Here is a 25898-nt window from a genome sequence, read left to right as displayed (position 1 = left end):
TACCGCTGCGCGACCGGGAAGGCGAGGCGCCGTGCAGACACCGCAGACCACCTCCGCCGTAACCCTGCGCGTCAACGGCGTCCGGCACCGGCTGGAGCTCGACCACCGGACGACCGTGCTCGACGCGCTGCGCGAGCACATGGGACTGACCGGGGCGAAGAAGGGGTGCGACCACGCGCAGTGCGGGGCGTGCACGGTGCTCGTGGACGGGCGGCGGGCGAACAGCTGTCTGCTGCTGGCCGTCGCGCACGACGGGGCGGAGGTCACCACCGTGGAGGGGCTGGCCGACGGCGACGACCTGCACCCGCTCCAGGAGGCGTTCCTCGCGCGCGACGGGTTCCAGTGCGGCTACTGCACGCCGGGGCAGCTCTGTTCCGCGGTCGGGATGATCGCCGAGGCGGGCGAGGGGCAGCCGTCCGTGGTGACGGAGCCCGCGAACGCGTCCCCCGGTGCGCCCGTCGCGCTCTCGCCGGAGGAGATCCGGGAGCGGATGAGCGGGAACCTGTGCCGGTGCGGGGCGTACGGCAACATCGTGGCCGCGATCGAGGACGTGGCGCGGTGAAGGCGTTCGCGTACACGCGCGCCGGAGACGTGGACGAGGCGATCGCGGCGGTCGCGGCCTCCCCCGGCGGCATGTTCCTGGGCGGCGGCACGAACCTGGTGGACCTGATGAAGCTGGGGGTCGCCGCCCCCGGCCTGCTGGTGGACATCGCCCGGCTGCCGCTCGCGGAGGTGCGGGAGACGCCGGACGGCGGCCTGCGCATCGGTGCGAACGTCCGCAACAGCGACCTCGCCGCCCACCCCCTGGTGCGCACGCGCTACCCGGCGCTGTCCCAGGCGGTGCTGGCGGGCGCCTCCGGGCAGATCCGCAACACGGCCACCACGGGCGGGAACCTGCTGCAGCGCACCCGCTGCCTGTACTTCCAGGACGTGTCCAAGCCGTGCAACAAGCGGGAGCCGGGCAGCGGCTGCCCGGCCCGCGAGGGCGTGCACCGCGACCTCGCCGTGCTCGGCCACTCGGCGGCGTGCGTCGCCACGCACCCCTCCGACATGGCCGTGGCCCTCGCGGCGCTGGACGCGGTCGTGCACCTGCGCGGCCCCGGCGGCGAACGCACCGTTCCGCTCTGCGGCTTCCACCGGCTGCCCGGCGACGAGCCGCACCGCGACACGGTCATCGAGCCCGCCGAGCTCGTCGTGGCCGTCGGCCTGCCGGCGCCGCCCGCGGGCCGGTCGGCGTACCGGAAGGTGCGTGACCGCGCCTCGTACGCCTTCGCGCTCGTCTCCGTCGCCGCGGCGCTCGACGTCCGCGGCGGAGCCGTGGAGGACGTCCGGCTGGCCTTCGGCGGCCTGGCCCACGCGCCGTGGCGGGCGCGGGCCGCGGAGGAGGCGCTGCGCGGCGCCCCGGCCACGGAGGAGTCGTTCGTGCGGGCCGCGCAGGCGGAGCTCGCGGCCGCCGAGCCGCTGCGCGACAACGGCTTCAAGGTGCCGCTGGCCCGCAACCTCGCGGTCCGGGTGCTCGCTGACCTGGCCGGGGAGGCGAGCGCATCGTGAGCGCCCCCGGCCCCGTCCGCCGCGAAGGCCGCGAGAAGGTCACCGGCGCCGCCCGCTACGCCGCCGAGCACACCCCGCCCGGCACGGCGTACGGGTGGCCGGTCCCCGCCACGGTCGCGCGCGGCCGGGTCGTGGCGGTCGACGCCGCCGCGGCGCTGGCCGAGCCGGGTGCGGTGGCCGTCCTGACGCACGAGAACGCGCCGCGCCTGAAGGAGACGGACGACCGCACGCTGCTGGTGCTGCAGAACGACCAGGTGCCGCACCGCGGCTGGTACGTGGCGCTCGCGGTCGCAGACACGCCGGAGGCCGCGCGGGCCATGGCGGACGCGGTACGGGTCTCGTACGCGCCCGAGGACCACGACGTCGTGCTCACGCCCGGCCACCCGGGCCTCTACGTCCCCGACGCGGCCAACGCCGGCGTCGCGGGCTGCCGGGAGCGGGGCGACTTCGACAGCGCGTACGCGAACGCGCCCGTCCGCGTCGACGCCACGTACACGACGCGCGCCCTGCACAACCATCCCATGGAGCCGCATGCCACCACGGCCCGCTGGGAGGACGGCCGGCTCATCGCGTACGACTCCTGCCAGGGCGCGAACGCCGTCCAGGAGACGCTGGCCGGGCTGTTCGGCGTGGCCAAGGAGCGGATCACGGTCGTCGCGGAGCACGTGGGCGGCGGCTTCGGCTGCAAGGGCACGCCCCGCCCGCAGGTCGTGCTGGCCGCGATGGCCGCCCGGCACACGGGCCGGCCCGTCAAGGTCGTGCTGCCGCGGGCCCAGCTCGCGGCGGTCGTCGGCCACCGGGCGCCGCTCGTGCAGCGGTTGCGTCTCGGGGCGGACGGGAAGGGTGTGATCAGCGCGCTCGCGCACGAGGTCACCACGCACACCTCCACCGTGCGCGAGTTCGTGGAGCAGGCGGCGGTGCCGTCGCGCGCGATGTACGTCTCCCCCAACAGCCGCACCACGCACCGGGTCGTCGCGCTCGACGTGCCGAGCCCGTCGTGGATGCGGGCGCCGGGCGAGGCTCCCGGGATGTACGCGCTGGAGTGCGCGATGGACGAGCTCGCGTACGCCTCCGGTGTGGACCCGGTCGAGCTGCGGGTGCGCAACGACACCGCGACCGAGCCGGACAGCGGGAAGCCGTACAGCAGCCGGCACCTGGTGGAGTGCCTGCGCGAGGGGGCGCGGCGCTTCGGCTGGGAGCGGCGCGATCCGCGGCCGCGCTCGCGCGCGGAGGGGCGGCTGCTCGTGGGCACGGGCGTGGCCTCCTCCTACTACCCCGTGTACGTGATGCCGTCCTCGGCGGAGGCGCGGGTCTCCGAGACGGGCCGGTACCGCGTCCGGATCAACGCCACCGACATCGGCACGGGCGCCCGCACGGTGCTGGCGCAGATCGCGGCCGAGGCGCTGGACGTGGCCCCGGAGCGGGTCGCGGTCGAGATCGGCAGCACCGCCCTGCCGGACGCACCGCTGGCCGGGGGCTCCTCCGGCACCGGCTCGTGGGGCTGGGCCGTGCACAAGGCGTGCACGGCGCTGACCCGCGCGGTCGACGAGCACGGCGGGACGGTCCCGCCCGGCGGCCTCGCCGTGACGGCCTCCACGGAGGACGACATCGAGGAGGACCCTCCGCACGCGAAGGCGGCGTTCGGCGCGCAGTTCGCCGAGGTGACGGTGGACCGGGACACGGGTGAGGTACGGGTCCGCCGCCAGCTGGGCGTCTTCGCCGCGGGCCGGATCCTCAACGCCCGCACGGCGCGCAGCCAGTTCACCGGCGGCATGACGATGGGCCTGGGCATGGCCCTGACGGAGGGCAGCACGATGGACGCCCGCTTCGGCGACTTCGCCGAACGCGACCTGGCCTCGTACCACGTGCCGTCCTGCGCGGACGTCCGCGGCATCGAGGCCCACTGGATCGACGAGCACGACGCGTACCTCAACCCCATGGGCAGCAAGGGCATCGGCGAGATCGGCATCGTGGGCGCGGCGGCGGCGATCGCGAACGCGGTCCACCACGCCACGGGCGTACGGGTCCGGGAGCTGCCGATCCTGCCGGAGAAGGTGCTGGGCTGAGCGAGCGGGGAGCCGCCTCCCGCCCGCCGGCCAGGGCTCGCCGGCTCCGGCGGCTACGACAGCTTCGGCGGCTAGGACAGCTACGGCAACTCCGGCGGCTTCCCCTGCGTACCGTCCGCGACAGCCCCGAAGTGCCGGGCGAGTTCCCCGGCCACCGCCTTTGCCGCCGGTGACAGCCAGCGCCTGCGGTGCCGGGCCAGGCGGACGGGCACGTCGGGGAACGGCGGGCCCGGCACGGCCGCCAGGCGGCCCGCTTCCAGGGCCTCCGCGACCGTCGCCCGGGGCAGCAGCGTCAGGCCGAGGCCTGCGGCGACGCACGAGCGGGCGGCCTCGATGCTGCCGAAGCGCGTCAGCCGCGCCCGCCCGTCCGGCACGGCCGGCAGGCTGCGGGCGAGCCGGTCGCTGTAGGAGCAGCCCTGCTCGTGCAGGAAGAACGTCTCTTCGGCCAGCTCCGCCCACGTGACGGGCTCGGTGCGGCCGGCGAGGCGGTGGCCGGGCGCGCAGAGCAGGACCAGCGGCTCGTGCGCCAGGAGTTCGGTGACCAGGTCGGGGAAGGGAGTCTCCTCCTCCAGGAGCAGGGCGAGGTCGAGGCGGCCCGTCCGCAGGCCCTCCACGGCGGCGAGGGTGCCCACGGGCTCCAGGCCGACCTCGACCGCGGGATGGGAGCGGCGCAGGGCGGCGACCACGCCCGGCAGGCGCGCGGAGCACAGCGTCTCGCCCGCGCCCACGACGACCCGTCCGGCGGGCGGCCCGCCGGAGGCGGCCGCGGCGCGGAGCCTCGCCTCGGCGTCGAGGACCTCCTCGGCCAGGGGGACGAGGCGCCGGCCCGCGTCGGTGAGGGCGGCGCCCCGGGGCAGCCGGTCGAGGAGCGGGGTGCCGAACTCCTTCTCCAGCGCCCGGATCTGCACGGTGACGGTCGACTGGGCGAGGTGCAGGGCGGCGGCCGCGGCCGTGAATTTGCCGGTGCGCGCGACGGTGAGGAAGGTCCGGAGGAGGCGGGTGTCCACGGCGGGAGCGTACGGGGCCCCGCACCGCCGCTGCCATCGGATTTCCCGATGGCAACCATCAAGATCAATCGTTGGTGCCGATACCGGTGGGTCGGCGAGAGTAGGGGGCATGACAACCGACGCGATCCTCCGTTACTCGGCCTTCACTTCCGACCCCTCCGGCGGCAATCCGGCCGGCGTCGTCCTCGACGCCGGCCACCTCGACGCGCAGCGGATGCTGGCGATCGCCGCCGAGGCCGGCTACTCCGAGACCGCCTTCGTCACCGCCCGGGACGAGACGGCACGGCGCTACGGGCTGCGTTACTTCAGCCCCCTGGCCGAGGTCGCGTTCTGCGGTCATGCCACCGTGGCGACGGCCGTGGCCCTCGCCGACCGCACGGGCACCGGCGAGCTGGTCTTCGACACGCCCGTCGGAGAGATCCGGGTGGCGACGGACACCGACGAGGCGGGGGTCGGCCGGGCCACGCTCACCAGCGCCCCCGCACACTCCCGCCCGGCCTCCGACGACGAGGTGGACGAGACCCTGGCCCTCCTCGGCTGGACGCGGGAGGACCTGGACCCGGCGCTCCCGCCGCACGTCGCCTTCGGCGGGAACGACCACCTCGTGCTCGCCGCGGGCTCCCGCGCCCGGCTGGCCGCGCTCGACTACGACTTCGACGGGCTCGCCGCCATGATGCGGGCCCGCGGGTGGACCACGGTGATGCTGGTGTGGAAGGAGAGCGAGCGGGTGTTCCACGCGCGCAACCCGTTCCCGGTCGGCGGGGTCGTGGAGGACCCGGCCACGGGGGCGGCGGCCGCGGCCTTCGGGGGCTACCTGCGGGCCGTCGGCGCGGTCCGCGAGCCGGTCACGGTACGGATCCGGCAGGGCGAGGACATGGGCCGGCCGAGCGAGCTGCTGATCGCCGTCGACCCGGCCGACGCGCGCACCCGGGTGACCGGGCGGGCGGTGCCGATCACGGCGTGAGCGGCCGGGCCGCGGGGCGCGCGATGACTGAGCAGTGTGCGCTCACTGGTCGGCGTGGCCGCCGAGGTAGAAGAGCAGCCAGATGAAGCCGGCGAACAGGTGCGTGATGAACACGTAGACCAGCACCCGGAAGACGATCTGCCGCTCCGCCCGCTTCTCACTCATGCGGCGATCCTACCCGCCGGGTGCGGCCACGGATTTACGAAGGGTGAGCGCCCTCGCTCTCGCCGAGAGCTGTTTCGTACGGCGCCGCGACCGCTGTCCACCGCCGGTATCCGCTGCGGCGCGGAACCGCCGCGGCGGACACCCGCGGCGTAGTGGCTGATCACCGCGGCGGGAGAGGAATCCGGGCCCCGCCGCCCCGCCGGCTCACCCGCGCACCCCCTCGGCCGCCTCCAGGATCAGGCGGGCGACCGTCTCCGGCTCGCGCAGGGTCGGCAGGTGATCGCTTCCCGGCAGCCTGACCAGGCGGCAGCCGGGGATGCGGGCCGCCATCTCCTCGTTGCACCGGACCACCTCGGGCCGGTCCTGCTCGCCGAGGGCCAGCAGGCACGGCACGCGGAGCTCGCCCAGCCGGTCGAAGGCGGGCGCGTCCGGCACCTGGTAGGGGTGGTTGCTGAACCACGCCGGGATCGCCGCCCGCAGGTGGGCCGCGGCCTCCGCGTCCTCCCCCGTGCCGGCCGCCCCAGCGGTCCGCAGCATGAAGGCCACCAGGCCGTCCATGTCCCCCGCCTCGGCCAGCCTCGCGATCTCCGCCATGAAGGCGGGCGGGGTGAGCTCCTCGTAGCCCGTCACGCCCGGGACCACCAGCGCGAGCGCCGCGACTCGCGCGGGGTCGGCGAGCGCGAGGTTCAGGGCCGTCGCTCCGCCCATGCTGGAGCCGGCGAGGACGGCCCGGCTCAGTCCGAAGTGGTCGAGGACCGCCACCAGGTCCTCCACCATGGAGTACTTCGCCGTGGGCGCCGGGGAGCGCCCGTACCCGCGCACGTCGAAGCGGATGACCCGGTGCCGTGCCAGGAGGGACGGAAGGACCGGGTCCCAGATCCTCGAGTCGCCGACGCCGGGGTGCAGCAGCACCAGCGGCACGCCGGCCGTCTCCCGGGCCTCCCCTTCCCCTCGTGCATCATCCGCCCAGACCTCACCGTCTTTGACCGCGACCATGTGTTCCATGGCGCCAAGTCTGCTGGCGGCACCGCCCGTTCCACCAGGCATGCGACAGGAGACGGGAAGCCCGTCACGGCGCGAGGTCACGACGCGAGGTCACGGGGCGAGGTCACGGGGCGAGGTCACGGCGGGCGAGCAGGGAGAAGGCCAGGGCGGTGCCCACCGCACTGGTCCCCACCAGGACCGCGAACTGCCCCCAGGGCACGGCGCCGTGGGCCAGCGCGTCGGCCGGCGTGTAGTAGTGGAAGGGGCTGGCGAAACGCAGGGGCGCGGCCTTCGACCAGGCGAGGGCGACGAAGTTCACCGCGAAGCCGACCGCGCCGAAGGCGATCACAGCCCCCACCACGTGCGCCCGGCTCCGGCCCGCGGCCGACACGGCAAGCGCGGGCCCGGTCAGGCACAGGGCGAAGCCGAAGCCCAGCAGGCCGGCCGCGAACACCCCACGGAGCGGAACGGCGTCGTGCAGGTCCGGCGACAGGGCCACGCCTACGGCCACGGCGAGCGTCGCGGCCGCGTTGAGCAGCAGGGAGACGAGGACGAGCGCACCGGTCCGCTCGGCCAGCAGCCGCGCCCGCGAGACGGGCCGGACCATGAGGAGCTCGACGGTGCCCGCCTCGACATCGGCGGCGACCGCGGCGGCGGCCAGCGAGCCGATGGCGGTGAGCTGCAGGGCGATCCAGAAGGGGTGGGTGAGCCCGGCGCCCAGCAGGCCGGGGTAGCTGGCGATCGACACGGCGCCGTTCGAGCCGCTGAAGGCCTTGAAGGCGCCCGGCGGGTTGCGGCCGCCCGCGCCGAAGATCTGTTCCGGCGGGACGGTGGTCGTGATCACGACGATGAGGGCCTCGAAGACGACCATGCCGGCGGTCAGGGCGGCGATCATCCTGCGGCGGCGGTGCAGGGCCAGCCTCAGGAGGGGGAAGCGGGCAGCGGGGCGTCCGGTCATGGCGGCGGCTCCTCCGTACCGTCCGGCCCCTCCGGCCCCTGTGGCTCCTCCGTACCGTCCGGCCCCCGTGCCGCCGTGCCGCGGTAGAGATCGAGGAACGCCTCGTCCAGGCCCGCCTCCTCGACCGTGACGTCGCGCACCGGCAGCGCCAGCAGCTCGCGGAGCGCGGCGACCGTCCGGTCCGGGGGGATCATGAGGACGGCCTGGTCGCCGTGCCAGTCCGGCGCCCAGCGGTCGGCGGCGCCGAGGGGCCGCCTGCCGAGGCCGTCGGCGAAGGTCAGCCGCACCTTGCGGGCGCGGGCCTCGCGCAGGGCGGCGACCGTCCCCGTCGTCACGAGCCGCCCGGCCCGTACGATCGCCACCCGCCGGCACGTCCGCTGTACCTCGGGCAGGACGTGGCTGGAGAGCAGGACGGTGCGGCCGGACCGGCCGAGCTCCGCCAGGAGGGTGTAGAAGGTCTCCTGGACGAGGGGGTCGAGCCCTTCGGTGGGCTCGTCGAGGACGACGAGTTCCGGCTCGTGCTGCAGGGCCTGGACGAGGCCGAGCTTCTGCTTCATGCCGCGCGAGTACGCGCGCACCGCGCGGTCGAGATCCGCCCCCGAGAGCTCCAGGCGGGCGCAGAGCTCCTCCTGGCGTGGTGCGGGGGCGCCCTGCAGCATCGCGAGCAGCCGCAGGGTCTCGCGGCCGGTCAGCTCGGGGTAGAGCCGCAGCTCCCCGGGGAGGTAGCCGAGGTGCGGGGCGAGGCCCAGGTGGTCGGCGACCGGGTCGCGGCCGAGGACGCGGACGCTGCCCGCCGTGGGCCGCAGCAGGCCGACGAGGCAGCGCAGGGTAGTGGTCTTGCCCGCGCCGTTGGGTCCCAGGAAGCCGAAGACCTCGCCCTCGGCGACGCTGACGTCGAGGTCTTCGACGCCGACCGTGCGGCCGTAGCGCTTGGTCAGCGAGACGATCTCGATGGCGGGGCCGGTGGCGCTGCGCGTCGGTGTCCCCACGGCCGCCTCCCGTGCGCGTCGTGCTCCACTCCGGGTCGTACTCCCCTCCAGCTTGGTCCCACCGGGGCCGGGACGCCAGGGCTCGCGGAAGCGTGCGCGCAGGGGCGAAGCTGGAGGGAAGGAGACGACCGGAAGGCAGGCAGCAGAGGCAGAGGAGCCGGCCATGCCGCACACAATGGAGTGGAACGTTCACCTCGACCTGGTCGAGGACGAGGGCACGACGAAGGCCCGGGCCACGCTCGACACCGGGACGGCGACCGTCACCGGACGCGGGGTGGCGATGCGCGCGCCGGGCGACCGGGACGTGCCGGAGATCGGCGACGAGTTCGCCGCCGGGCGGGCCCTGCGCGACCTCGGCGAGCAGTTGCTGCACACCGCGGAGCACGACGTCGCCGCGGTGGGGGCGGCGCCGGAGCCCCGGCGGTCGCCGATGTACGGGTGGCCGCTGTGAGGCACGGGTGCCACTGTGATGCGTGGAAGTGGCCGCTGTGAGGCATGGGTGGCCGCTGCGACCGCTGTGATGGACGAGTGGCTGCCGTGAGGCAGGCGGCCGGCCCGTCCGGAGGGCGGGCCGGGCCCGGTGCCCGGCCCGGGGCCGGGGCGTCTCAGACCCCGACCGCCTCCTCCATCTCCTCCTCGGCCGCGGGCCCGGCGTCGCGGTCGCCGTGCCGCGCGGCGGCCGCCCGGCGCTTGCGCGCTTCCGCGAACCAGGCGGCGGCGGTCACGGCCAGGCCCGCGACCAGCCACAGGGCCAGCGTGAGCACGTGCCCGCCCAGTCCGTTGCTGTCGAAGTAGACGAGGCTGCGGGTGCCCTCGACGAAGCCGGCGCCGTTCCAGAAGGAGTGCAGCCCGGCGAAGAAGCCGTTCTGCAGCTCGGGCCGGTAGACCCCGCCCGCGCTGGTGAAGTTGAGCATGACGAAGAGCACCATCATGCCCAGCGTCGTCCACCGCTTCAGGAAGGTGTGCAGCCCGACGCCGACGAGGAGGATGCCGGCCGAGTACGCCCAGGCCATGCCCCACAGGCCGGCGAGGCCGTGGTCGGCGAGGTGGAAGACGGGCCCGGCCAGGACCACGCCGAAGACGCTGACGACCAGCGAGGTCGCCACCGCCAGCGCGGCCCGCAGCCGCATCGGCAGGGCCGCGCCCGCGGCGCCGAGTACGGCGACGGAGGCGTACGAGCCGATGCTGAGCGCGACCAGCAGGAAGAAGATGCCCTGGCCGGTGGGGTCGCCGTCGGCGGGCCGCGCGACGTCGGTCACCTTCAGCGGGGCACCGGAGCGGGCCGCGACGGGCGTGAAGACCTTCTGCACGGCCACGGCGGTGGTGTCGGAGCCGGCGGAGGCGACCAGCAGTTCGGGGGCGCGCCGGTCCGGCACGTAGGCGCCGAACACGTCCTGGTGGCGGAGGGCGCGTACGGCGGCGTCCCGGTCGGCGACGGTGCGGACGGCGAGCTTGTCCCCCGCCTTGTCGGCTATGCCGCGCGCGAGGGCGTTCGCGCTCGGTCCGGAGCCCACGACGGCCACGGGGAGGTCGTGCGGCTCGGGCTGCGCGAAGGCGCCCAGGTAGGCGAGGCCCATGCCGACGCACATCAGCAGCGGGGTCAGCAGGTGGCTCAGTACGTGGCGCAGCGCGCCGCGGGTGTCGGGGGTCATCGCGTTCTCGGCTCCCGGAGGGGGTAGACGGATCGGGCAAACTAGTTGGCTTTTACAACTTTACCTTTAAGTTGTACTATACAACCAGACCCGAAAGGAAGTCACCGTGCCCGACCGTGACGCGTCCCTGGAGACCATCCAGCGCGAACTGACCGCCTTCGCCCGCCGCGCCCGGGCCGCCGCGGCCCGCCTGCACCCCGAGCTGTCCCTGGTCTCCTACACCCTCCTCGCCCACCTGGAGGAGCAGGGCGGGTGCCGCGCCACGGACCTGGCGGCGCACTACCTGCTGGACAAGTCCACGGTCAGCCGGCAGATCGCGGCCCTGGAGCGGCTCGGCCTCGTCGAGCGGCGGCCCGCGCCCGAGGACCAGCGCGCGCAGGTGCTGCACCTGACCGCCCGCGGCGCGGGGACGCTCGCCCAGGTCGCCGCCAACCGCCGCGCGGCCTTCCAGGAGCGCCTCGGCGACTGGGACGACGCCGACCTCGCCCGCTTCGCCGGCTACCTGCTGCGCTACAACGCCTCGGCGGGCCACCCGGCCGCCACCGCCCGCGGCGACTGACCGCCCGCGGAGCCAAAACCGGAGCACTCTCCCGGAAAACGGGGTATTCCGTCACCCGTTGGGCTGTTTTGCCGCCGACATGGGTGAGCCGCCCTCCCCCGACCCGTTATGCAGGCGTGGAGCGAACGACCTGCCGGCAGGTCCGGACGGAAGGGTGAGAGGACCGTGCACCCACGCGGAGACGACCGTGGCCGGGGCGGCCCCTCCCCTTCCCCGGCCCCCTCCCTCGCCGCGTCCCCCGGCGAGGAGCTGCGGCGGCTGCGGCAGCAGCGGGGCATGTCGCTGGCCGGGCTGTCCCGGCTCGTGCACTACACCAAGGGCTATCTGAGCCGGGTCGAGACCGGGGAGAAGCCGATGACGCCGGAGGTGGCCCGGCGGTGCGACGACGTCCTCGGGGCGGACGGCGCGCTGAGCCGGCTGGTGCCGGAGCCGGACGGCGGGCGCAGGGCCGGCCGCGGCGAGCTGCTGGAGGTGTGCCCGTACCGCGGCCTGGCGGCGTTCGACGCCGCCGACGCGGGCTGGTTCTTCGGCCGGGAGCGGGCGACGGCCGCGCTGGTCCGGCAGCTGACCGACCGCCTGGACGGCTCCGGGCCGGCCGCCGTGGTCGCGGCCTCGGGCACGGGCAAGACGTCGCTGCTGCGCGCGGGGCTGGTGCCCGAGCTGCGCCGCGGCGTGCTGCCGGTGCCCGGGGCGAGCCGCTGGCCCGTGGTGACGATGCACCCGGGCGAGCAGCCCGTCGGGGAGCTCGTGTCCCGGCTGGCCGACGCGACCGCCGCGGACCCGGACCACCTCCGCAGGGCGCTGCGCGGCGGCGGGGCGGGGGCGCTGGCCCGTGCCGTGCACGCCGCCCTCAACCGCCGGCCCCGGCAGGCGGCCCGGCTGCGGCAGGGCGGTGCGGGCCCGGACGGTGCGGCGGCACCGAAGCGGGCCGTGCTGGTCGTCGACCAGTTCGAGGAGGTCTTCACGCTGTGCCCGGACGCCCGGGAGCGCGCGGAGTTCGTCCGCGCGCTGCACGCGCTGGCGACGGGTCCGGAGCAGGCCGGGGGCCGGGGCGGCTGCGCGGCCCTGGTGGTGCTGGGCCTGCGGGCCGACTTCTACGGCAGGTGCCTGGCCTTCCCGGAGCTGGCGGCGGCGCTGCGGACGGGCCAGCTGCCCTTGGAGCCCATGCGGGCGCAGGAGTTGCGGGAGGCCGTGGTGCGGCCGGCGCGGGCGGTCGGCCTGGAGCTGGAGCCGGGCCTGGCCGAGCTGATCCTCCGGGACCTGGGGGCCGGCGACGAGGGCCTGGGCGGGGACGGCGCGACGAGCGGCGGGCACGAGCCCGGCGCGCTGCCCCTGCTGTCCCACGCCCTGCTGGCGACGTGGCAGCGGCGCCGCGGCAGGCTGCTGACCGTCGAGGGCTATCAGCAGGCCGGCGGGATCGCGGGCGCGGTGGCGGCGACGGCGGAGCGGGCGTACGGGCGGCTGTCCCCCGGCTGCCGGGAGGCCGCGCGGGCCGTGCTGCTGCAGCTCGTCCGGGTCGACCAGGACGGGCGGTCGGCGCGCCGGAGGGTGTCGCAGGAGCGGCTGTCGCAGGATCTGGGCCCGCAGGCCGGTGCGGCCCTGGAGGTGGTGGAGGCGTTCGCCCGGGCGCGGCTGCTGACCGTCGACGCCGAACGGGTGACGCTGGCGCACGAGGCGGTGCTGCGGGCGTGGCCGCGGTTGCACGGGTGGATCGAGGCCGACGCGGCGGCGCTGCACGGCCTGCAGCAGCTGAGCGCCGCGGCCGGGCAGTGGGAGGCGGAGGGGCACGACCCGGCGCTGCTGCCGCGGGGCAGCAGGCTGGCGGCAGCCCGCGAGGTGGCCGGGCACCCGCTGGCCGCGGTGGGCCGGACCGAGCGGGCGTTCCTGGACGCGGCGGTCGCGCTGGCCGCGGCCGAGCAGGAGACCGAGCGCCGCCGGGCCCGGCGGCTCTACCGGCTGCTGGCGTCCTTGGCGGTGCTGCTGGTGCTGGCGCTGGCGGGCGGGGCGGCCGCGGTGCACCAGAGCCTGCGGGCGGAGACCGAGCGGCACGTGGCGCACTCCCAGGAGCTGGCCTTCCGCGCGGTCGCGGGCGGCGCGCCACGGCCGGAGGTGGCCATGCTGCTGGCGACCGGCGCGTGGCGCGACGCCCACACCGCCGCCGCGGCCAGCGCGGTGCTGAGCACGCAGGCGCTGCCGTACGCCGGGCGGCTGACCGGCCACCGCGAGCGCGCCCTCGCCGTGGCCTGGCTGCCGGGCGGGCGGCGGCTGCTGTCGGCGGGCGAGGACGCGACCGTACGAGAGTGGGACGCCCGTACGCACCGGCAGGCGGCGGTGACGAAGGGCGGGTCCGCGGTGCGCGCCCTGGCCGCGGCCCGGGTGCGCGGCCCGGTCGCGTGGGGCGACGAGGCGGGCGCCGTGACGCTCCGGGACCCGGCCGGCGGCCGCTTCGCGCCGCTGCCGCTGCCCCGGGAGAGCAGGCACCGCGGGCCCGTCCGGGGCGTGGCCCTCTCGGACCGCGGGGAGGTGCTGGCCTCGGCCGGTGAGGACGGCACGGTGCGGGTGACGCGTCTGGGCGGCGGCGCGCCCCGTACGGAGGTGAGGGACGCCGGCCTGGGGTTGCTGTACGCCGTGGCCGTCAGCGGCGACGGCAGGCGGGTCGCGGCCGCGGGCCGGGACGGGCGGGTGTGGATGCTCGACGTACCGGGCGGGCGCGCGAGGGTCGTCGGCACCCGGGAGTTCGGCCGCGTCCGGGCCCTGGCCTTCTCGCCGGACGGGCGCCGCCTGGCCACCGGCGAGTGGCAGGACCGCATCGGGCTGTGGGACACCCGCACCGGACGGCGGGAAGCCTCCCTCGAAGGCCTCTCGGACTCCGTGTTCGGCGTGGCGTTCTCGCCGGACGGCGGGCAGCTGGCAGCGGCAAGCCAGGACGACACCGCCGGTATCTGGGACCTCGCCGAGCACCGGCGCATCGCCCGGCTCGTCAGCCACATCGGCCCTGTGTACGGCGTCGCCTACGCTCCCGACGGCCGCACGCTGGCGACGGCCGGCGAGGACGGCTCGGTGCGCCTGTGGACCCCGCAGGCCGCCGTCACCACCCCGCTGCCGGGCTCGGCCTGGCAGGACGGCGCCCTCAGCCCGGACCGCTCCCTGCTCGCCGTCGCGGGCCGGGACGGCACCGTGCGGCTGCTGCGCACCGCCGGCCGCGGCCTGCGCACCGTGACGGCGGGGCGGGAGCCGGTGCGCGCGGTGGCGTTCAGCCCGGACGGGGCCCTGTTCGCGGCGGGCGACGAGCACGGCACCGCCACCGTGTGGCGCACCGCCGACCCGCGGCGGCCGGTGCACCGCTGGCGGGCCCACGACCGGGCGGTCACCTCGGTCGCCTTCCGCCCCGGGGACGCCGGGGCGCTCGCGACCGGCGGCGAGGACCACAGCGCGAAGGTGTGGCGGCTCGCCGGGAGCGGCGCCCTGCCGGAGCAGTCGCTGCGCGGCCACGAGGACGCCGTCTACCGCGTGCTGTTCCTCGACCGGGGGACGCTCGCCACCGGCAGCCTCGACAACACCGCCCGCGTCTGGCGGCTGTCCGACGGCCGGGAGCTGCGCCGGCTGTCCGAGCACGAGGACACCGTCCTCGGCCTGGCCGCCGGCCCGCACGGGATGCTGGCCACGGCCGGCCGCGACCACACCGTCAAACTCTGGGGCCCGGCGGGCAGCAGGAGCCTGCGCACCCTCGCCGGGCACACCGGCCCCGTCACCTCGGTGGCCTTCAACCCGGCCGGCACGCGGCTGGTGAGCACCGGACGCGACAACACCGTACGGATCTGGGACCCGGCCACCGGCCGGCCGCTGCTGACGCTCACCGGCCACACCGGGCGCGTCCGCTCCGCGGCCTTCCTCGGCAACGGCGGGCCCGTGGTGTCCGTGGCGGAGGACGGCACCGTGCGCTGGTGGGACCTGAACGTCCCCGGCGTCCTCGCCCGCACGTGCAGGGCGCTGGGCAGCGCGACGGACCGGGCGCTGTGGGAGCGCCTCCTGCCGGACGTGCCGTACGCCCCCGGCTGCCCAGGCACTCGCCGCTGACGCTCCCTCAGCCGGCCCCTCCCTCAGGCGTCCCCCACTTGCGTATCGCTGCCGGTGGCGGGCGGTTGCCCGCCGCCTCGTCCGCCGGGGCAACAGGAAAACCCCTGTGCCCCGAGGCTGCCGCGCGCCGAGACTCGAACCATGAGAAACGGGACGAACCCACCTCACGCATCACTTTCCTTCGAGTCAGGGGAACCGCCATGGACAGACAGCCCGCCGCCCCCACCCGTCTCCGCCGCACCGGCGCGGCGCTCCTCACCGCCCTCACGCTCGCCGGCGGCGCCGTCGCCGCGACGTGCACGACGACCGTGACCGTCACGGCCACGACGACGGCCACCGGTGGTACGGACGGCGCCGCCGGGGTGTGCCCGCCCGCATCCGTCCCGGTTCGCGCCGTTGCCGCCCGGCCTGTCCATGAGTGATCATTCCGTTCATGCACAGCGACCTCTTCGCCCACCAGAACATGGCCAAGCCGGCCGCCGCCCCCGGCATGGCCGTCCACAACGCCAAGTCCATCGTCTACGCGGTCGACGGCGAGTGCTACGCGCGCCAGGGCTCGATGGTCGCCTACCGCGGCGACCTGCAGTTCGAGAAGCTCGGCCAGGGCGTCGGCAACTTCCTCAAGCGCGCCGTGACGGGCGAGGGCCTCGCGCTCATGGCCGTGCGGGGCCGCGGCGAGGTGTGGTTCGCACACGAGGCCGCCAACTGCTTCGTCGTCGACATAGCGCCCGGCGAGAGCCTCACCGTCAACGGCCGCAACGTGCTCTGCTTCGACCCGACCCTGTCGTACGAGATCCAGACCGTGAAGGGCGCGGGCATCACGGGCGGCGGGCTCTTCAACTCCGTCTTCAGCGGGCAGGGCAAGCTCGGGGTGATGTGCGAGGGCAACCCCATCGTCATCCCCGTCTCCGCCCAGGCGCCCGTGTACGTGGACACCGACGCCGTCGTCGGCTGGTCCGCCGTCCTGCGCACCTCGCTGCACCGCTCCCAGAGCCTCGGCTCGATGCTGCGCGGCGGCTCAGGCGAGGCCGTCCAGCTCAAGCTGGAGGGCGAGGGCTTCGTGATCGTACGGCCCAGCGAGGCCAAGCCCCAGAAGCAGCAGAACGGCTGAGGCGCGTGCTCGGCCGGCTGGCCTCCGCCGTGGTGCCCGCCCTCGGGCGGCTCACCGTCACCTCCGACACCGGCGCCGCCCTGGCGCCCGGCAGCATCATCGCGGCCAACCACACCTCACTGGCCGACCCCGCGGTCGTGCTCGCCGCGCTCCACCGGCTCGGCGCGGCCCCCGTCGCCCTGGCCGCGGCGGGCCTGTGGCGGATCCCGCTGCTCGGACGGATGCTCACCCGCGAGGGCTACGTGCCCGTCCACCGCAACGACCCGCGGGCGGCACAGGCTCTCGACGGCGCGGCGGCCGCGCTCGCGGAGGGCCGGCTCGTGCTCATCTACGGGGAGGGCGGCGTCCCCCGCCGCAGGGACGCGGGCGAGGCGGCGCCCCGCCCCTTCCGCGGCGGGCTCGCCCACCTCGCCCTCGCCACCGGCGCGCCCGTAGTGCCACTCGGCCAGGCGGGGGCCCGGCGCGTCACCTCCGGCAGCCGCCCCAGGCAGCTCGCCGGTCTGCTCACCGCGCCCGTCCGCCGGCCGGCCCTGCACGTGCACATCGGCGCGCCCGTGCGGCTGACCGGCGACCGGGCGTCGGCCACCGTGCGCGCCCACGCGGCGGTGACCAGCGCCTGGCGCACCGCCGCGGAGCACATCGGGGAGCCGGTCGGCCTGGCGGCCTGAGAACCGCGCCCCGCCCTGGGTACTAGCGTCTGGCCTGGGGGTCGTCACACCCCTGGCCCCCCTGGTCGGCGGCCCTCCTCTCCGGCCCTTCCGGAGCGATCTCCGAGGCCCAGCCCTCGGGAGGCTCCTGGTACGGGCTGCAGGTCCCGCACGAGGCACACGTCCACCTGCCGTGGACCCCGAGGACGACGGATCCGCAGCCGCTGCAGGTGTTGGTGGTGTAGTAGGGCTCGCCGGGTGCGGCGTGTGAGCGCCATGCCTGCTCTTCCATGTCACCCAGACTGCCATGAACACTGTGAGCACGAGGACTTCCCGTCGGGACCGTTGATGGTCGACGCGCCACATTCGGGACAGTTCATGACCCCCCTTCCTGCCTGCGGCGCCAGCCGAGCAGCAGTCAGAAGCCGGTCACCCGGCCGTAGTTGAGCCTTGGTTGCCTTCACCATCGGCCAATCGGAGCGAAGGCACCAGACACCGCGCTCGAAGTGTGATAAGCGCGATGCCGGCCGGTGGCGGCGGCCCCGGCGCGCCCACAACCCGGTTGACATCGACCGGCCCCTGTAGTGGATTCGCCTGCGTGCACTCCCCTCACAACACCAGCCCCACAGGGCTCACTCAGCGCATACGTTCCGCCGCGCCCGCGGACGCGGTCACGGCGGGCTTCCTCGCCGTCCTCATCGGCATCACGAGCTCCGTCGCCATCGTCGTGACCGCGGCGCAGGCGGCGGGAGCCACCGGCGCGCAGATCACCTCCTGGATGTTCGCCCTGGGCATCGGCATGGGGGTCACCTGCGCCGGGCTCTCGCTGCGCTACCGCGCGCCGGTGGTCACGGCGTGGTCCACGCCCGGCGCGGCGCTGCTGGCGACCGGCCTGCACGGGGTGCCGATGCCGCAGGCCGTGGGCGCGTTCCTGCTCTCGGCGGTCCTGGTGATCGTCAGCGGCGCGACCGGCTGGTTCGAGCGCGTCATGGACCGGATCCCGGTGCCGCTGGCATCGGCGCTCCTGGCCGGCGTCCTCGTGCAGTTCGGCACGGGCCTGTTCACGAAGATGCAGCAGGACTTCGCCGTGGTGTTCCCGATGTTCGCGGTGTACCTGGTCTGCAAGCGGTGGCTGCCGCGGTACGCGGTGATCGGCGCGCTGGCCGCCGGCGCCGCGGTGAGCGCGTTCCGGGGCGAGTGGCGGCTGCAGGGGCTGCACGTGGCGCTCGCCGAGCCCGTGTTCGTGCGTCCCGAGTTCTCCTGGCAGGTGCTCGTCGGCGTCGGGCTGCCGCTGTACGTGGTCACCATGGCCTCGCAGAACCTGCCGGGCGTGGCCGTGCTGCGCGGCGCCGGCTACCGCACGCCGGTCTCGCCGCTGCTGACCTGGACCGGGATCGTGAACGCGGTGCTGGCCCCGTTCGGCTGCTTCGGCCTGAACCTGGCCGCCATCACCGCCGCGATCTGCACGGGCCCGGACGCCCACCGCGATCCTCGCAGGCGCTATCTGGCCTCGGTGTGGGCCGGCGTGTTCTACGTGACGGTGGGCCTGTTCGGCGGCGTCGTGGGCTGGCTGCTGACCGCCATGCCCACCGCCCTGGTGATGGGCATCGCCGGGCTCGGCCTGCTGGGCACGATCGGCTCCTCCCTCACGGCCGCCCTGGCCGACGAGCGCATGCGGGAGGCCGCGGTCGTCACCTTCCTGGCCACGGCGTCGGGGATCACCCTGGCGGGCATCGGCTCGACGTTCTGGGGGCTGCTGGCGGGGGTGCTGGCCATGTTCGTCCTGGGCGGACGGCGCCGCGGGAGGCCCGCGGCGCCGGAGAAGCGCCCGGCCGGCGAGGAGCGGCAGACGGACGGGCAGCCGCGGTCCGCGCAGGAGCCCTTGCCCGAGGCCGCGCCCCGCTGAGGTCAGGCGGTGGGCGCTCCGGGGACGCGGCGCTCGCCGCCGTTGCGCTCCTGCCAGGCCCGGTAGACGGCGGTGGCGGCGTCGCGCGGCTCGTGGCGCATCGGCAGGCGGCGCTCGCTCCAGTCCTTGGCGAACTCCGCGTAGAAGGTGCCCAGTTCGAAGTACTTGCGGTCGTCCACGTAGTAGGGCTCGTAGTCGTCGCGCCCGGTGAGGAAGACGACCTCGTCGGGGCTGCAGTAGTAGAGCGAGCCAAGGCACATCGGGCAGGGGTGGGCGAGGACGTAGACGGTGGCGCCGGTGAGGTGCTCGGTGCCGAGCCGCGTGCAGGCCTCGCGGACGGCGAGGATCTCGGCGTGCGCGGTGGGGTCGGAGGTCTGGGCGACGAGGTTGGGGCTCTCGGCGACGATCTCGCCGTCCTTGACGATGACGGTCGCGAAGGGGCGGCCGCCCTCCTCGACGTTCTTGCGCGCGATGTCGATGGTGCGCTGGATGAAGTCCATGGGGGTGTGCTCCTCGGGTGGTGCGCGGGGCGGCGGGGCGGAAGTCCGGAGCGGGCCGGACGGCGCGTCAGAAGGGCTTGGTCGGGAGGTACTTGCCGTCGAAGGTGATCACGGCGCGCTCGCCGCCCTCGGGGTCGGCGACCTTCTTCACGTCCAGCTTGAAGTTGATCGCGCTGATGATGCCGTCGCCGAACTGCTCGTGGACCAGGGCCTTGAGGGTCGTGCCGTAGACCTGGAGCATCTCGTAGAAGCGGTAGATGGTCGGGTCGGTCGGGACGCCCCCGGGGATGGAGCCGCGGGTCGGTATGGTCTGCAGCAGCGTGGCGGCGTCGCCGTCGAGGCCCAGCAGCTCGGCGACGGCCTCGGCCGAGGCCTTGGGCAGCGGGTGCTGGCCGAGGACGGCGGCGGTGACGAAGGCGACCGACAGGCCCGCGGCGTCGGCGATCTGCTGCCAGGACAGGTCCTTGCGGACCTTGGCCTCGACGGCCTCGGCGGCCAGGGCCTGACGGGCGGTGGGGTCGAACTGGGCGTGGATCATGGTAGAGGTTCCTTCCGTGGGTGAGGCGTCGTGCATGACAGGGGTCGTGCCCGGCGGAGAGGCGTGGGCCGGGCGATCAGGCCACTGCGGTGAGGGGGCTCGCGACGTCGAGTTCCTCGACGGTGCCGCTGCCGATGTCGTAGCACCAGCCGTGCAGCGTGACGGTGCCCTGCGCGAGAGCACGGGCCACCGACGGGTGGGTGACCAGATTCGCCAGCTGGGCGCGGACGTTGCTCCGCACGAGGGCGTCCACCCCGGCGACCGTGGTGCGGGCCCGTGCGGCGTCCGCGTGGCGCAGCCAGTCGGCGGTCACCGGCAGGGTGTCCAGGTCGTGGCCTTCGGCCAGGGCCGTCATCGCGCCGCAGGCGGAGTGCCCGCAGACGACGATGTCGCTGACGCCCAGAGCGGCGACCGCGTACTCGATGCCGGCCGCGACGCCGTCCGTACCGGGCGCGTAGGCGGGTACGAGGTTGCCGGCCGTGCGGATGACGAACAGCTCGCCGGGCTCGCTCTGGGTGATGAGCTCGGGCACGACCCGGGCGTCGGAACAGCCGATGAACAGCGTCGTCGGGCGGTGGGTCGCGGCCAGGCGGGCAAAAAGCTCGGCCTTGGCGGGGTAGACGTCCCGCTGGAAACGCGCGACGCCCTCGGTGAGGTCTTGCATGGTCACTCCTTCGGTGGCTGCCGGCCCCGTGGGCTGACGCGTTCCACCATGCATGACCTGGGCCTATAGCGTCCAAGAGCTGGAATCCATTACTCCTATAGATCTCATCTATGGGAGTCGCCCGGGGCGGGCCCGGCCGGGGAGCTCACGGCAGCTGCTGCTCCGTCCAGACCGTCTTGCCCTCGCGCCCGTAGCGCGTCCCCCAGCGCTCGGTGAGCTGGGCGACGAGGAAGAGGCCGCGGCCGCCCTCGTCGGTCGACCGGGCCCGGCGCAGGTGGGGGGCGGTGCTGCTGGTGTCGGAGACCTCGCAGATGAGGCGGGGGCCGCGGATGAGCCGCAGGGTGACCGGCCCGCCGGCGTAGCGGTAGGCGTTGGTGACGAGCTCGCTGACGATGAGTTCGGTGGTGAAGACCAGGTCGTCGAGCCCCCACGCGGCGAGCTGGTCGGTCATCAGCGTGCGGGCCTGCCCGGCGGCGCGCGGGTCCGCCGGGAGCGTCCAGGTGGCCACGCAGTACTCCGGGAGCACGCGGGTGCGGGCGAGGAGGAGGGCGACGTCGTCCCCGGGCTGGGCGGGCAGGAGGGCGTCCACGACGGCCTTGGCCTTCTCGTCCAGGCGGTGGCCCGGGCGGGCGAGTTCGCGGGAGAGGCGGTCGAGCGCTTCGTCCACGTCGAGGGCGGGGGTCTGGATGAGCCCGTTGGTGAAGAGGGCCAGGAGGCTGCCCTCGGCCAGTTCGAGCTCGGTGGCCTCGAAGGGCAGGCCGCCGAGGCCGAGCGGGGGCCCGGCGGGAAGGTCGGGGAAGGTCACCTTCCCGTCGGGGGTCACCAGGGCGGGGGGCGGGTGGCCGGCGCGGGCCAGGGAGCAGCAGCGGGAGACCGGGTCGTAGACCGCGTAGAGGCAGCTCGCGCCGGTGACCTGGTCGAGGGGGAAGTCACGGCTGTTGTGCTCCTGTTCGGCGGCGAGGCCGTGGACGAGGTCATCGAGATGGGAGAGGACCTCGTCGGGGTCGAGGTCGAGTTCGGCGAGGGTGTGGACGGCGGTGCGCAGGCGGCCCATGGTGGCCGCCGCGTCGATGCCGTGCCCGATGACGTCGCCGACGACGAGGGCGACGCGCGCCCCGGACAGCGGGATGACGTCGAACCAGTCGCCGCCGACGCCTTCCACCGCGCCCGCGGGGATGTACTGGTGGGCGATCTCGGCGGCGGGCAGCTCGGGGAGCGCGCCGGGCAGCAGGCGGACCTGGAGGGTGAGGGCCGCCTGGTGCTGGCGGGTGTAGCGGCGGGCGTTGTCGATGCAGACGGCGGCACGGGCGGCGAACTCCCCGGCGAGGGTGAGGTCGTCCTCCTCGAACGGCTCGGGGCAGCGGGAGCGCCAGAGGCTGACGAGCCCGAGGACGAGGCCGCGGGCGGCCAGCGGCAGCATCATGACGGAGTGGGCGCCCAGGGCGCGGGCGTGGCCGGCGCGTTCCTGGGCGACGTCGTCGTGGTTCCCCGGCGTGCGGAGCTCCGGCGCGAGGAAGGCGCTCTGCTCGGCGAGGCACCGGCCCTGGGGGGTCTCGGGGCCGAAGCGGATGAGGCCGCCGAGCGGGTTGAGGGCCTCTTCGGCGCCCGGGATGTCGGTCCTGATGGCGGTCCGGCGGACGGGCCCGAAGCCGTCCTGCGAAGGCTCCTCGCCGCGGCTGACGGGTTCGAGGAGGTCGACGGTGACGCAGTCGGCGAGTTCGGGGACGAGGACGTCGGCGAGCTCGCGCGCGGTGGTGGTGACGTCCAGCGTGGTGCCGATGCGGGCGCCCGCCTCGTTGAGCAGGGCCAGCCGGCGCCGGGCCCGCTCGCGTTCGGTGACGTCTTCGACCAACTGGGTGACGCCGAGGATGTCCCCGGCGGAATCCTCCATACGGAACGCGGAGACCGAGACGTAGCGGATGCGGGAGGGGTCGCTGCGCAGCCGGCACGGCTGCTCGGTGAAGATCATGGGGCGTCCGGTGTCCAGGACGTGCTGCAGACCGCGCTCCACGGTCTCGGTGTCCGCCGCCACGATGAAGTCGCCCGTCCTGCGGCCCCGCGCCTGCTCGGCGGTGATGCCCCCGATCCGGGCGACGGCCCGGTTGATCCGCAGGATGCTGAGGTCGGGGGCGTGGACGGCCAGGCCGATGGGCGCGCGCCGGAACAGGCCGTCGAGGACCGACCGGTCCGTCTCCCACTGGGCCACGTCCTCGGCGGGCGCGCCGACCAGGAACCACTCGCAGTCGGGGCTGCCGCGGGTGACGCAGCGGGCCCGCACGCCCACGGGGACGTGCCGCCCGTCGCGGTGGCGGACGGGCACGACGCCGAACCAGCCGTCCGCCGCCAGGCAGGCGGCCACCGCGGCCAGGACCCGCTCGTGGTCCGCGGGGTCCACCAGGGTGCCGAGCGCGGGTCTGCCGATGATGTCGGCGGCGCGGTGGCCGAGGAGGGCTTCGGCCCGGTCGCCCCAGCCCACGACGGTTCCCCGGTGGTCCAGCACGGCCGAGACCGAGTTGCCGACCGAGAAGGGGTCCTCGGGGCTCTCGTGGAAGAGCGTGATGGGTTTGTCCGTCACCCAGGGCCTCCTTCCGCCGGGCGCGCCGCGGTCGGCGTCTCTCCGCGTCTCTCCTTCCACAGTGATGCGTGCCGGGCACCGGCGCTTGCCGGGCGCCGGGCCGGGAGGGTGCGCGCGGTGGTCCGCGCTCGCCCGGACGGAGTAGGGGCTGCGGCCGGAGAGCCGCCTCAGGGCGTGCCGGGCTGCCGCTGCCGGGAGCCGGGCCGGCGGTCCGCGGGCAGTGCGCAGGCGGCCGTCCCGCCGGGGAGCCGGTGCCGGTGGTCCGCGATCAGCCGGTACAGGCGGTGGCCGGCCCAGCGGGCCGGCGGCAGGGTGAGCACGGCGCCCGGGACGGCCCAGGCTCCGGGCGCGCTGAGCAGCAGCTTGGCGACGGCCTGGGCGCCGCCGTGAACGGCGCCGCCCGGGGCGATCCACAGCAGCTCGTGCTCGGCCCGCTCCCGGGTGACGCCCAGCTCCTCCAGGTCGGCGAACTGCCAGGCGACGACGGTGCAGCGCGGCCGGACGTACTTCTCCGCGAACCGCACCGAGGTGGTGCAGAAGCCGCAGTCACCGTCGTAGACGAGCACAGGCCGGGTTCCCATGGGGCCATCATGCCCGCGCCGGAAGGCAAGCGGGCGCCGGGGGTGCTCACCCGTCGAGCGCGATGCCGTTCTTCGCCTTCTCCAGCGACTCCTCCGAGTGGTCGCCGGCCGCGTGCTCGTGCGCGAGGGCCTGGTTGAGGGCGACGAACGGGCGCATGCGGGCCTCGTAGCGGGCGAACGCGGCGGCGTGCCCGCCGCCGTCCCGCTTGCCGAGCTCGGCGGCCAGCACGTAGGCGCCGACGAGCGCCAGGCTCGTGCCCTGCCCGGAGAGCGGCGAGGGGCAGTAGCCCGCGTCGCCGAGGAGCGCCACCCGGCCGCCGGTCCAGCGGTCCATGCGGATCTGGGCCATCTGGTCGAAGTAGAAGTCCGGGGCCTCGTGCATGGCCTGCAGCAGCCGGGGCGTCTCCCAGCCCACGTGTGCCAGCCGCTCGGCCATGAGGGCCTTCTGCTGGGCGGTGTCGCGGTAGTCGTAGGCGATGGCGCCGGCCGCGAAGCCGAGGGTGGCCCTGATCTCGGTGTTGTCGCGTACGGGGTAGACGCAGCAGCTCGCGGTGCGGGTGCCGGACGACTCGTCGTTGAGCCATATCTCCCAGTTGTCGAGGCCCAGGAAGTTGGGTGCGCTGAAGACCGTGAGGTAGGCGCCGAGGTGCTGGACGTAGTCCCGCTCCGGGCCGAAGGCCAGCGCCCGCACCTTCGAGTGCAGGCCGTCGGCGCCCACGACGAGGTCGAAGGCGCGCTCCGGGCTCCGCTCGAAGCTCACCCGGACGCCGTCGGCGCGGTCGTCGAGCGCGGTGACGGAGTCGGCGTAGAGGAACTCGGTTCCTGCGTCGAGCGCCTGACGGAGCAGCAGTTCGGTGAGGTCCTCGCGCAGCAGCTCGATGTCCGGGCTGTCGAGCCGGCCGCCGCTCAGGGTCATCTCGGTGGAGCGCCACGTCTCGTTGCCCTGGCCGTCGAGCATGGTCATGCCGCGCAGGCGGGTGCGGACGGCGCGGGCCTCCTCCAGGATCCCGGACCGGTCGAGGACGTCCAGGGCGACGCCGCGCACGTCGATCGCCTGGCCGCCCGGGCGGACGGCGGGGGCCCGCTCGACCACGGTCACGGCGAAGCCGTTGCGGCGGAGCCAGTAGGCGAGCGAGAGGCCGGCGATGCCGGCACCGGAGACGAGGACGGACTGCATGGGAATCACCTTCGCTGGAGCGGTTGTGGGTTCGTACGCTGTACGCATCTGAATGTACGGCGTACACGCACACCTGCCAAGTGGCCGCCAACCAGCTCTGAACTAGTACAGATACGGGCTCCACCAGCATCTTCCCGGCCCTTTCCCTGGTAGCCTGTGTACTAGTACAGACAGAGGAGGCCGTCCCGTGGCCGGAAAATTGGTCCCGCCGTACCTGCGCATCGCCGCCGAACTGCGCCGCCGCATCACCGACGGCGAGCTGGCGCCGGGTGACCGCGTGCCGTCCACCCGGCAGATCGCCCAGGAGTGGAACGTGGCGCTCGCCACCGCCACCAAGGTGCTGACGACCCTGCGCCAGGAGGGTCTCGTCCGGGCCCGGCCGCGCGCGGGCACCGTCGTCGCGGGCCCGGACCGGCAGCCGGCGGCGGAGCCGGGGGCCGCGGCCGCGCCTGCGCCCGCGGCAGGCCCCGGCGTCGGCATCGGTGCCGGTGCCGGTGCCGGGACGAGCGACCATGAGCTCACGCGTGACCGCATCGTCCGCGCCGCCATTGCCATTGCCGACGCCGAAGGGCTCGCCGCGCTCTCCATGCGCGGCGTCGCCGGCCGGCTCGGGGTCGCGGCCATGTCGCCCTACCGCTACGTCAACAGCAAGGACGACCTGGTGTGCCTCATGGCCGACGCCGTGCTGGCCGAACTCCCCTACCCCGCCGAGCCCCCCGCCGGCTGGCGGCAGCGCCTGGAAGCGGGCGCCCGCGGGCTGTGGGCCGTCCACCGCGCGCACCCCTGGCTCGCGCACACCGGTCCCCTCACCCGCCCGCTCGCCCTGCCGCACCTCTTCACGTATTCCGAGTGGATGGTCGCCGCCCTCGACGGGCACGGCCTCGCCCCGGTGGCGATGTTCAACCTGAACGTGCTGATCTACAGCTACGTGCAGGGCACCGCGGTCCACCTGGAGCGGGAGCGGCAGGCGGCGAGCGACACCGGCCTGACCGACGAGGAGTGGATGGACTCCCAGGCCGCGGCCTTCGACGCGCTCGCCGCGTCCGGCCGCTACCCCGTCTTCGCCGAGGTGCTGCGTTCCCTCGACGCCGGCGACGGCTACGACCTGCACCTCGACGAGGTCTTCGAACTCGGTCTCACGGCCATGCTGGACGGCCTGACCCCCCGGATCGAAAACCCGCCCCCGGCCGCGGCGGGGCGGCGCCCCTAGGGCGATCACGCCAGGCA

24 protein-coding genes are annotated in these 25898 nt (G+C 75.1%); 12 read left to right on the top strand and 12 right to left on the bottom strand.

What is annotated here, in order from left to right; genetic code table 11:
* Positions 1-31 precede the first annotated feature (31 nt).
* Genes ACSNOH_RS07850 through ACSNOH_RS07840 form a run of 3 tightly spaced genes read left to right on the top strand, consistent with a single transcriptional unit; the run spans position 32 to position 3617 of the window.
* The gene (locus ACSNOH_RS07850) at positions 32-562 is read left to right on the top strand and encodes a 2Fe-2S iron-sulfur cluster-binding protein (protein ID WP_436720481.1); all 531 of its coding nucleotides are present in this window, start codon (positions 32-34) and stop codon (positions 560-562) included.
* On the top strand, positions 559-1551 hold the full coding sequence (locus ACSNOH_RS07845) for an FAD binding domain-containing protein (protein ID WP_436720480.1): 993 nt from the start codon (positions 559-561) through the stop codon (positions 1549-1551). Before ACSNOH_RS07850 ends, ACSNOH_RS07845 begins: the two co-directional genes overlap by 4 nt.
* Positions 1545-3617 carry a xanthine dehydrogenase family protein molybdopterin-binding subunit gene (locus ACSNOH_RS07840; protein ID WP_436720502.1) on the top strand — a complete coding sequence of 691 codons (2073 nt, stop codon included), beginning with the start codon at positions 1545-1547 and terminating at the stop codon, positions 3615-3617. The genes ACSNOH_RS07845 and ACSNOH_RS07840 overlap by 7 nt, the downstream gene beginning before the upstream one ends.
* A gap of 80 nt (positions 3618-3697) precedes the next feature.
* Here ACSNOH_RS07840 and ACSNOH_RS07835 read toward each other — a convergent pair whose 3' ends face one another.
* Positions 3698-4624, bottom strand: coding sequence for a LysR family transcriptional regulator (locus tag ACSNOH_RS07835; protein ID WP_436720479.1), 927 nt, complete (start codon positions 4622-4624; stop codon positions 3698-3700).
* 109 nt (positions 4625-4733) lie between these two features.
* Here ACSNOH_RS07835 and ACSNOH_RS07830 point away from each other — a divergent pair, with 109 nt between their 5' ends.
* Positions 4734-5588 (top strand): PhzF family phenazine biosynthesis isomerase, encoded by an 855-nt coding sequence (locus ACSNOH_RS07830; RefSeq protein ID WP_436720478.1) that lies wholly within the window; start codon positions 4734-4736, stop codon positions 5586-5588.
* Positions 5589-5630: 42 nt separating this feature from the next.
* Here the strand turns inward: ACSNOH_RS07830 and ACSNOH_RS07825 are convergent, their stop codons facing one another.
* From ACSNOH_RS07825 to ACSNOH_RS07810, 4 genes are all read right to left on the bottom strand, one after another.
* Positions 5631-5753, bottom strand: coding sequence for a DUF6126 family protein (locus ACSNOH_RS07825; RefSeq protein ID WP_436720477.1), 123 nt, complete (start codon positions 5751-5753; stop codon positions 5631-5633).
* Between the two features lie 204 nt (positions 5754-5957).
* Positions 5958-6758, bottom strand: a complete 801-nt coding sequence (locus ACSNOH_RS07820) for an alpha/beta fold hydrolase (protein ID WP_436720476.1) — start codon at positions 6756-6758, stop codon at positions 5958-5960.
* A 103-nt stretch (positions 6759-6861) separates the two neighbouring features.
* On the bottom strand, positions 6862-7695 hold the full coding sequence (locus ACSNOH_RS07815) for an ABC transporter permease subunit (RefSeq protein ID WP_436720475.1): 834 nt from the start codon (positions 7693-7695) through the stop codon (positions 6862-6864).
* Entirely contained in the window at positions 7692-8684 is a 993-nt protein-coding gene (locus ACSNOH_RS07810; RefSeq protein ID WP_436720474.1) for an ABC transporter ATP-binding protein, read from the bottom strand. Before ACSNOH_RS07810 ends, ACSNOH_RS07815 begins: the two co-directional genes overlap by 4 nt.
* 163 nt (positions 8685-8847) lie before the next feature.
* On the opposite strand from ACSNOH_RS07810, the gene ACSNOH_RS07805 reads away from it, so the two are divergent.
* Positions 8848-9135: a DUF1876 domain-containing protein gene (locus tag ACSNOH_RS07805; protein WP_436720473.1), complete on the top strand. Its 288-nt coding sequence runs from the start codon at positions 8848-8850 to the stop codon at positions 9133-9135.
* A gap of 154 nt (positions 9136-9289) precedes the next feature.
* Here ACSNOH_RS07805 and ACSNOH_RS07800 read toward each other — a convergent pair whose 3' ends face one another.
* A complete protein-coding gene (locus ACSNOH_RS07800) occupies positions 9290-10336 on the bottom strand; it encodes a hypothetical protein (RefSeq protein ID WP_436720472.1) in 1047 nt (348 codons plus the stop codon).
* 106 nt (positions 10337-10442) lie between these two features.
* Between ACSNOH_RS07800 and ACSNOH_RS07795 the strand changes: the two genes are divergently transcribed.
* From ACSNOH_RS07795 to ACSNOH_RS07770, 6 genes are all read left to right on the top strand, one after another.
* Positions 10443-10895, top strand: a complete 453-nt coding sequence (locus ACSNOH_RS07795) for a MarR family winged helix-turn-helix transcriptional regulator (protein ID WP_436720471.1) — start codon at positions 10443-10445, stop codon at positions 10893-10895.
* Between the two features lie 165 nt (positions 10896-11060).
* Positions 11061-14972 (top strand): nSTAND1 domain-containing NTPase, encoded by a 3912-nt coding sequence (locus ACSNOH_RS07790; protein WP_436720470.1) that lies wholly within the window; start codon positions 11061-11063, stop codon positions 14970-14972.
* Between the two features lie 200 nt (positions 14973-15172).
* A complete protein-coding gene (locus ACSNOH_RS07785) occupies positions 15173-15394 on the top strand; it encodes a hypothetical protein (RefSeq protein WP_436720469.1) in 222 nt (73 codons plus the stop codon).
* Between the two features lie 11 nt (positions 15395-15405).
* A complete protein-coding gene (locus tag ACSNOH_RS07780; protein ID WP_436720468.1) occupies positions 15406-16083 on the top strand; it encodes an AIM24 family protein in 678 nt (225 codons plus the stop codon).
* Between the two features lie 5 nt (positions 16084-16088).
* Positions 16089-16751 (top strand): lysophospholipid acyltransferase family protein, encoded by a 663-nt coding sequence (locus ACSNOH_RS07775; RefSeq protein ID WP_436720467.1) that lies wholly within the window; start codon positions 16089-16091, stop codon positions 16749-16751.
* 577 nt (positions 16752-17328) lie between these two features.
* A complete protein-coding gene (locus tag ACSNOH_RS07770; RefSeq protein WP_436720466.1) occupies positions 17329-18636 on the top strand; it encodes a benzoate/H(+) symporter BenE family transporter in 1308 nt (435 codons plus the stop codon).
* Between the two features lie 2 nt (positions 18637-18638).
* On the opposite strand, the gene ACSNOH_RS07765 is transcribed toward ACSNOH_RS07770, so the two are convergent.
* The 6 genes from ACSNOH_RS07765 to ACSNOH_RS07740 all read right to left on the bottom strand — a co-directional run bounded on the left by ACSNOH_RS07765 (position 18639) and on the right by ACSNOH_RS07740 (position 24671).
* Positions 18639-19136, bottom strand: a complete 498-nt coding sequence (locus ACSNOH_RS07765) for a nucleoside deaminase (RefSeq protein WP_436720465.1) — start codon at positions 19134-19136, stop codon at positions 18639-18641.
* A 67-nt stretch (positions 19137-19203) separates the two neighbouring features.
* Positions 19204-19674 carry a cyanase gene (gene cynS, locus ACSNOH_RS07760; RefSeq protein WP_436720464.1) on the bottom strand — a complete coding sequence of 157 codons (471 nt, stop codon included), beginning with the start codon at positions 19672-19674 and terminating at the stop codon, positions 19204-19206.
* Positions 19675-19750: 76 nt separating this feature from the next.
* Positions 19751-20338 carry a carbonic anhydrase gene (locus ACSNOH_RS07755; protein WP_436720463.1) on the bottom strand — a complete coding sequence of 196 codons (588 nt, stop codon included), beginning with the start codon at positions 20336-20338 and terminating at the stop codon, positions 19751-19753.
* A gap of 145 nt (positions 20339-20483) precedes the next feature.
* Positions 20484-22913 carry a SpoIIE family protein phosphatase gene (locus ACSNOH_RS07750; protein WP_436720462.1) on the bottom strand — a complete coding sequence of 810 codons (2430 nt, stop codon included), beginning with the start codon at positions 22911-22913 and terminating at the stop codon, positions 20484-20486.
* 167 nt (positions 22914-23080) lie between these two features.
* A complete protein-coding gene (locus tag ACSNOH_RS07745) occupies positions 23081-23494 on the bottom strand; it encodes a thiol-disulfide oxidoreductase DCC family protein (protein WP_436720461.1) in 414 nt (137 codons plus the stop codon).
* A 46-nt stretch (positions 23495-23540) separates the two neighbouring features.
* Positions 23541-24671, bottom strand: a complete 1131-nt coding sequence (locus tag ACSNOH_RS07740; protein ID WP_436720460.1) for an FAD-dependent monooxygenase — start codon at positions 24669-24671, stop codon at positions 23541-23543.
* Between the two features lie 187 nt (positions 24672-24858).
* On the opposite strand from ACSNOH_RS07740, the gene ACSNOH_RS07735 reads away from it, so the two are divergent.
* Positions 24859-25881 carry a TetR/AcrR family transcriptional regulator C-terminal domain-containing protein gene (locus ACSNOH_RS07735; protein ID WP_436720459.1) on the top strand — a complete coding sequence of 341 codons (1023 nt, stop codon included), beginning with the start codon at positions 24859-24861 and terminating at the stop codon, positions 25879-25881.
* Positions 25882-25898 lie beyond the last annotated feature (17 nt).

The organism is Streptomyces sp. URMC 127, assembly GCF_051386535.1.
Taxonomy (GTDB): Bacteria; Actinomycetota; Actinomycetes; order Streptomycetales; family Streptomycetaceae; genus Streptomyces.
The sequence above is the reverse complement of the archived record's forward strand: the minus strand, read 5'-3'. Positions and strand labels throughout refer to the sequence as shown.

What these genes read in the sequence shown, in the direction of transcription:
- ACSNOH_RS07830 (WP_436720478.1), top strand. Translation starts at nt 4,734, where the DNA reads ATGACAACCGACGCGATCCTCCGTTACTCGGCCTTCACTTCCGACCCC.
- ACSNOH_RS07825 (WP_436720477.1), bottom strand. Translation starts at nt 5,753, where the DNA reads ATGAGTGAGAAGCGGGCGGAGCGGCAGATCGTCTTCCGGGTGCTGGTC.
- ACSNOH_RS07820 (WP_436720476.1), bottom strand. Translation starts at nt 6,758, where the DNA reads ATGGAACACATGGTCGCGGTCAAAGACGGTGAGGTCTGGGCGGATGAT.
- ACSNOH_RS07815 (WP_436720475.1), bottom strand. Translation starts at nt 7,695, where the DNA reads ATGACCGGACGCCCCGCTGCCCGCTTCCCCCTCCTGAGGCTGGCCCTG.
- ACSNOH_RS07805 (WP_436720473.1), top strand. Translation starts at nt 8,848, where the DNA reads ATGCCGCACACAATGGAGTGGAACGTTCACCTCGACCTGGTCGAGGAC.
- ACSNOH_RS07800 (WP_436720472.1), bottom strand. Translation starts at nt 10,336, where the DNA reads ATGACCCCCGACACCCGCGGCGCGCTGCGCCACGTACTGAGCCACCTG.
- ACSNOH_RS07785 (WP_436720469.1), top strand. Translation starts at nt 15,173, where the DNA reads ATGGACAGACAGCCCGCCGCCCCCACCCGTCTCCGCCGCACCGGCGCG.
- ACSNOH_RS07780 (WP_436720468.1), top strand. Translation starts at nt 15,406, where the DNA reads ATGCACAGCGACCTCTTCGCCCACCAGAACATGGCCAAGCCGGCCGCC.
- ACSNOH_RS07765 (WP_436720465.1), bottom strand. Translation starts at nt 19,136, where the DNA reads ATGGACTTCATCCAGCGCACCATCGACATCGCGCGCAAGAACGTCGAG.
- cynS (WP_436720464.1), bottom strand. Translation starts at nt 19,674, where the DNA reads ATGATCCACGCCCAGTTCGACCCCACCGCCCGTCAGGCCCTGGCCGCC.
- ACSNOH_RS07755 (WP_436720463.1), bottom strand. Translation starts at nt 20,338, where the DNA reads ATGCAAGACCTCACCGAGGGCGTCGCGCGTTTCCAGCGGGACGTCTAC.
- ACSNOH_RS07745 (WP_436720461.1), bottom strand. Translation starts at nt 23,494, where the DNA reads ATGGGAACCCGGCCTGTGCTCGTCTACGACGGTGACTGCGGCTTCTGC.
- ACSNOH_RS07740 (WP_436720460.1), bottom strand. Translation starts at nt 24,671, where the DNA reads ATGCAGTCCGTCCTCGTCTCCGGTGCCGGCATCGCCGGCCTCTCGCTC.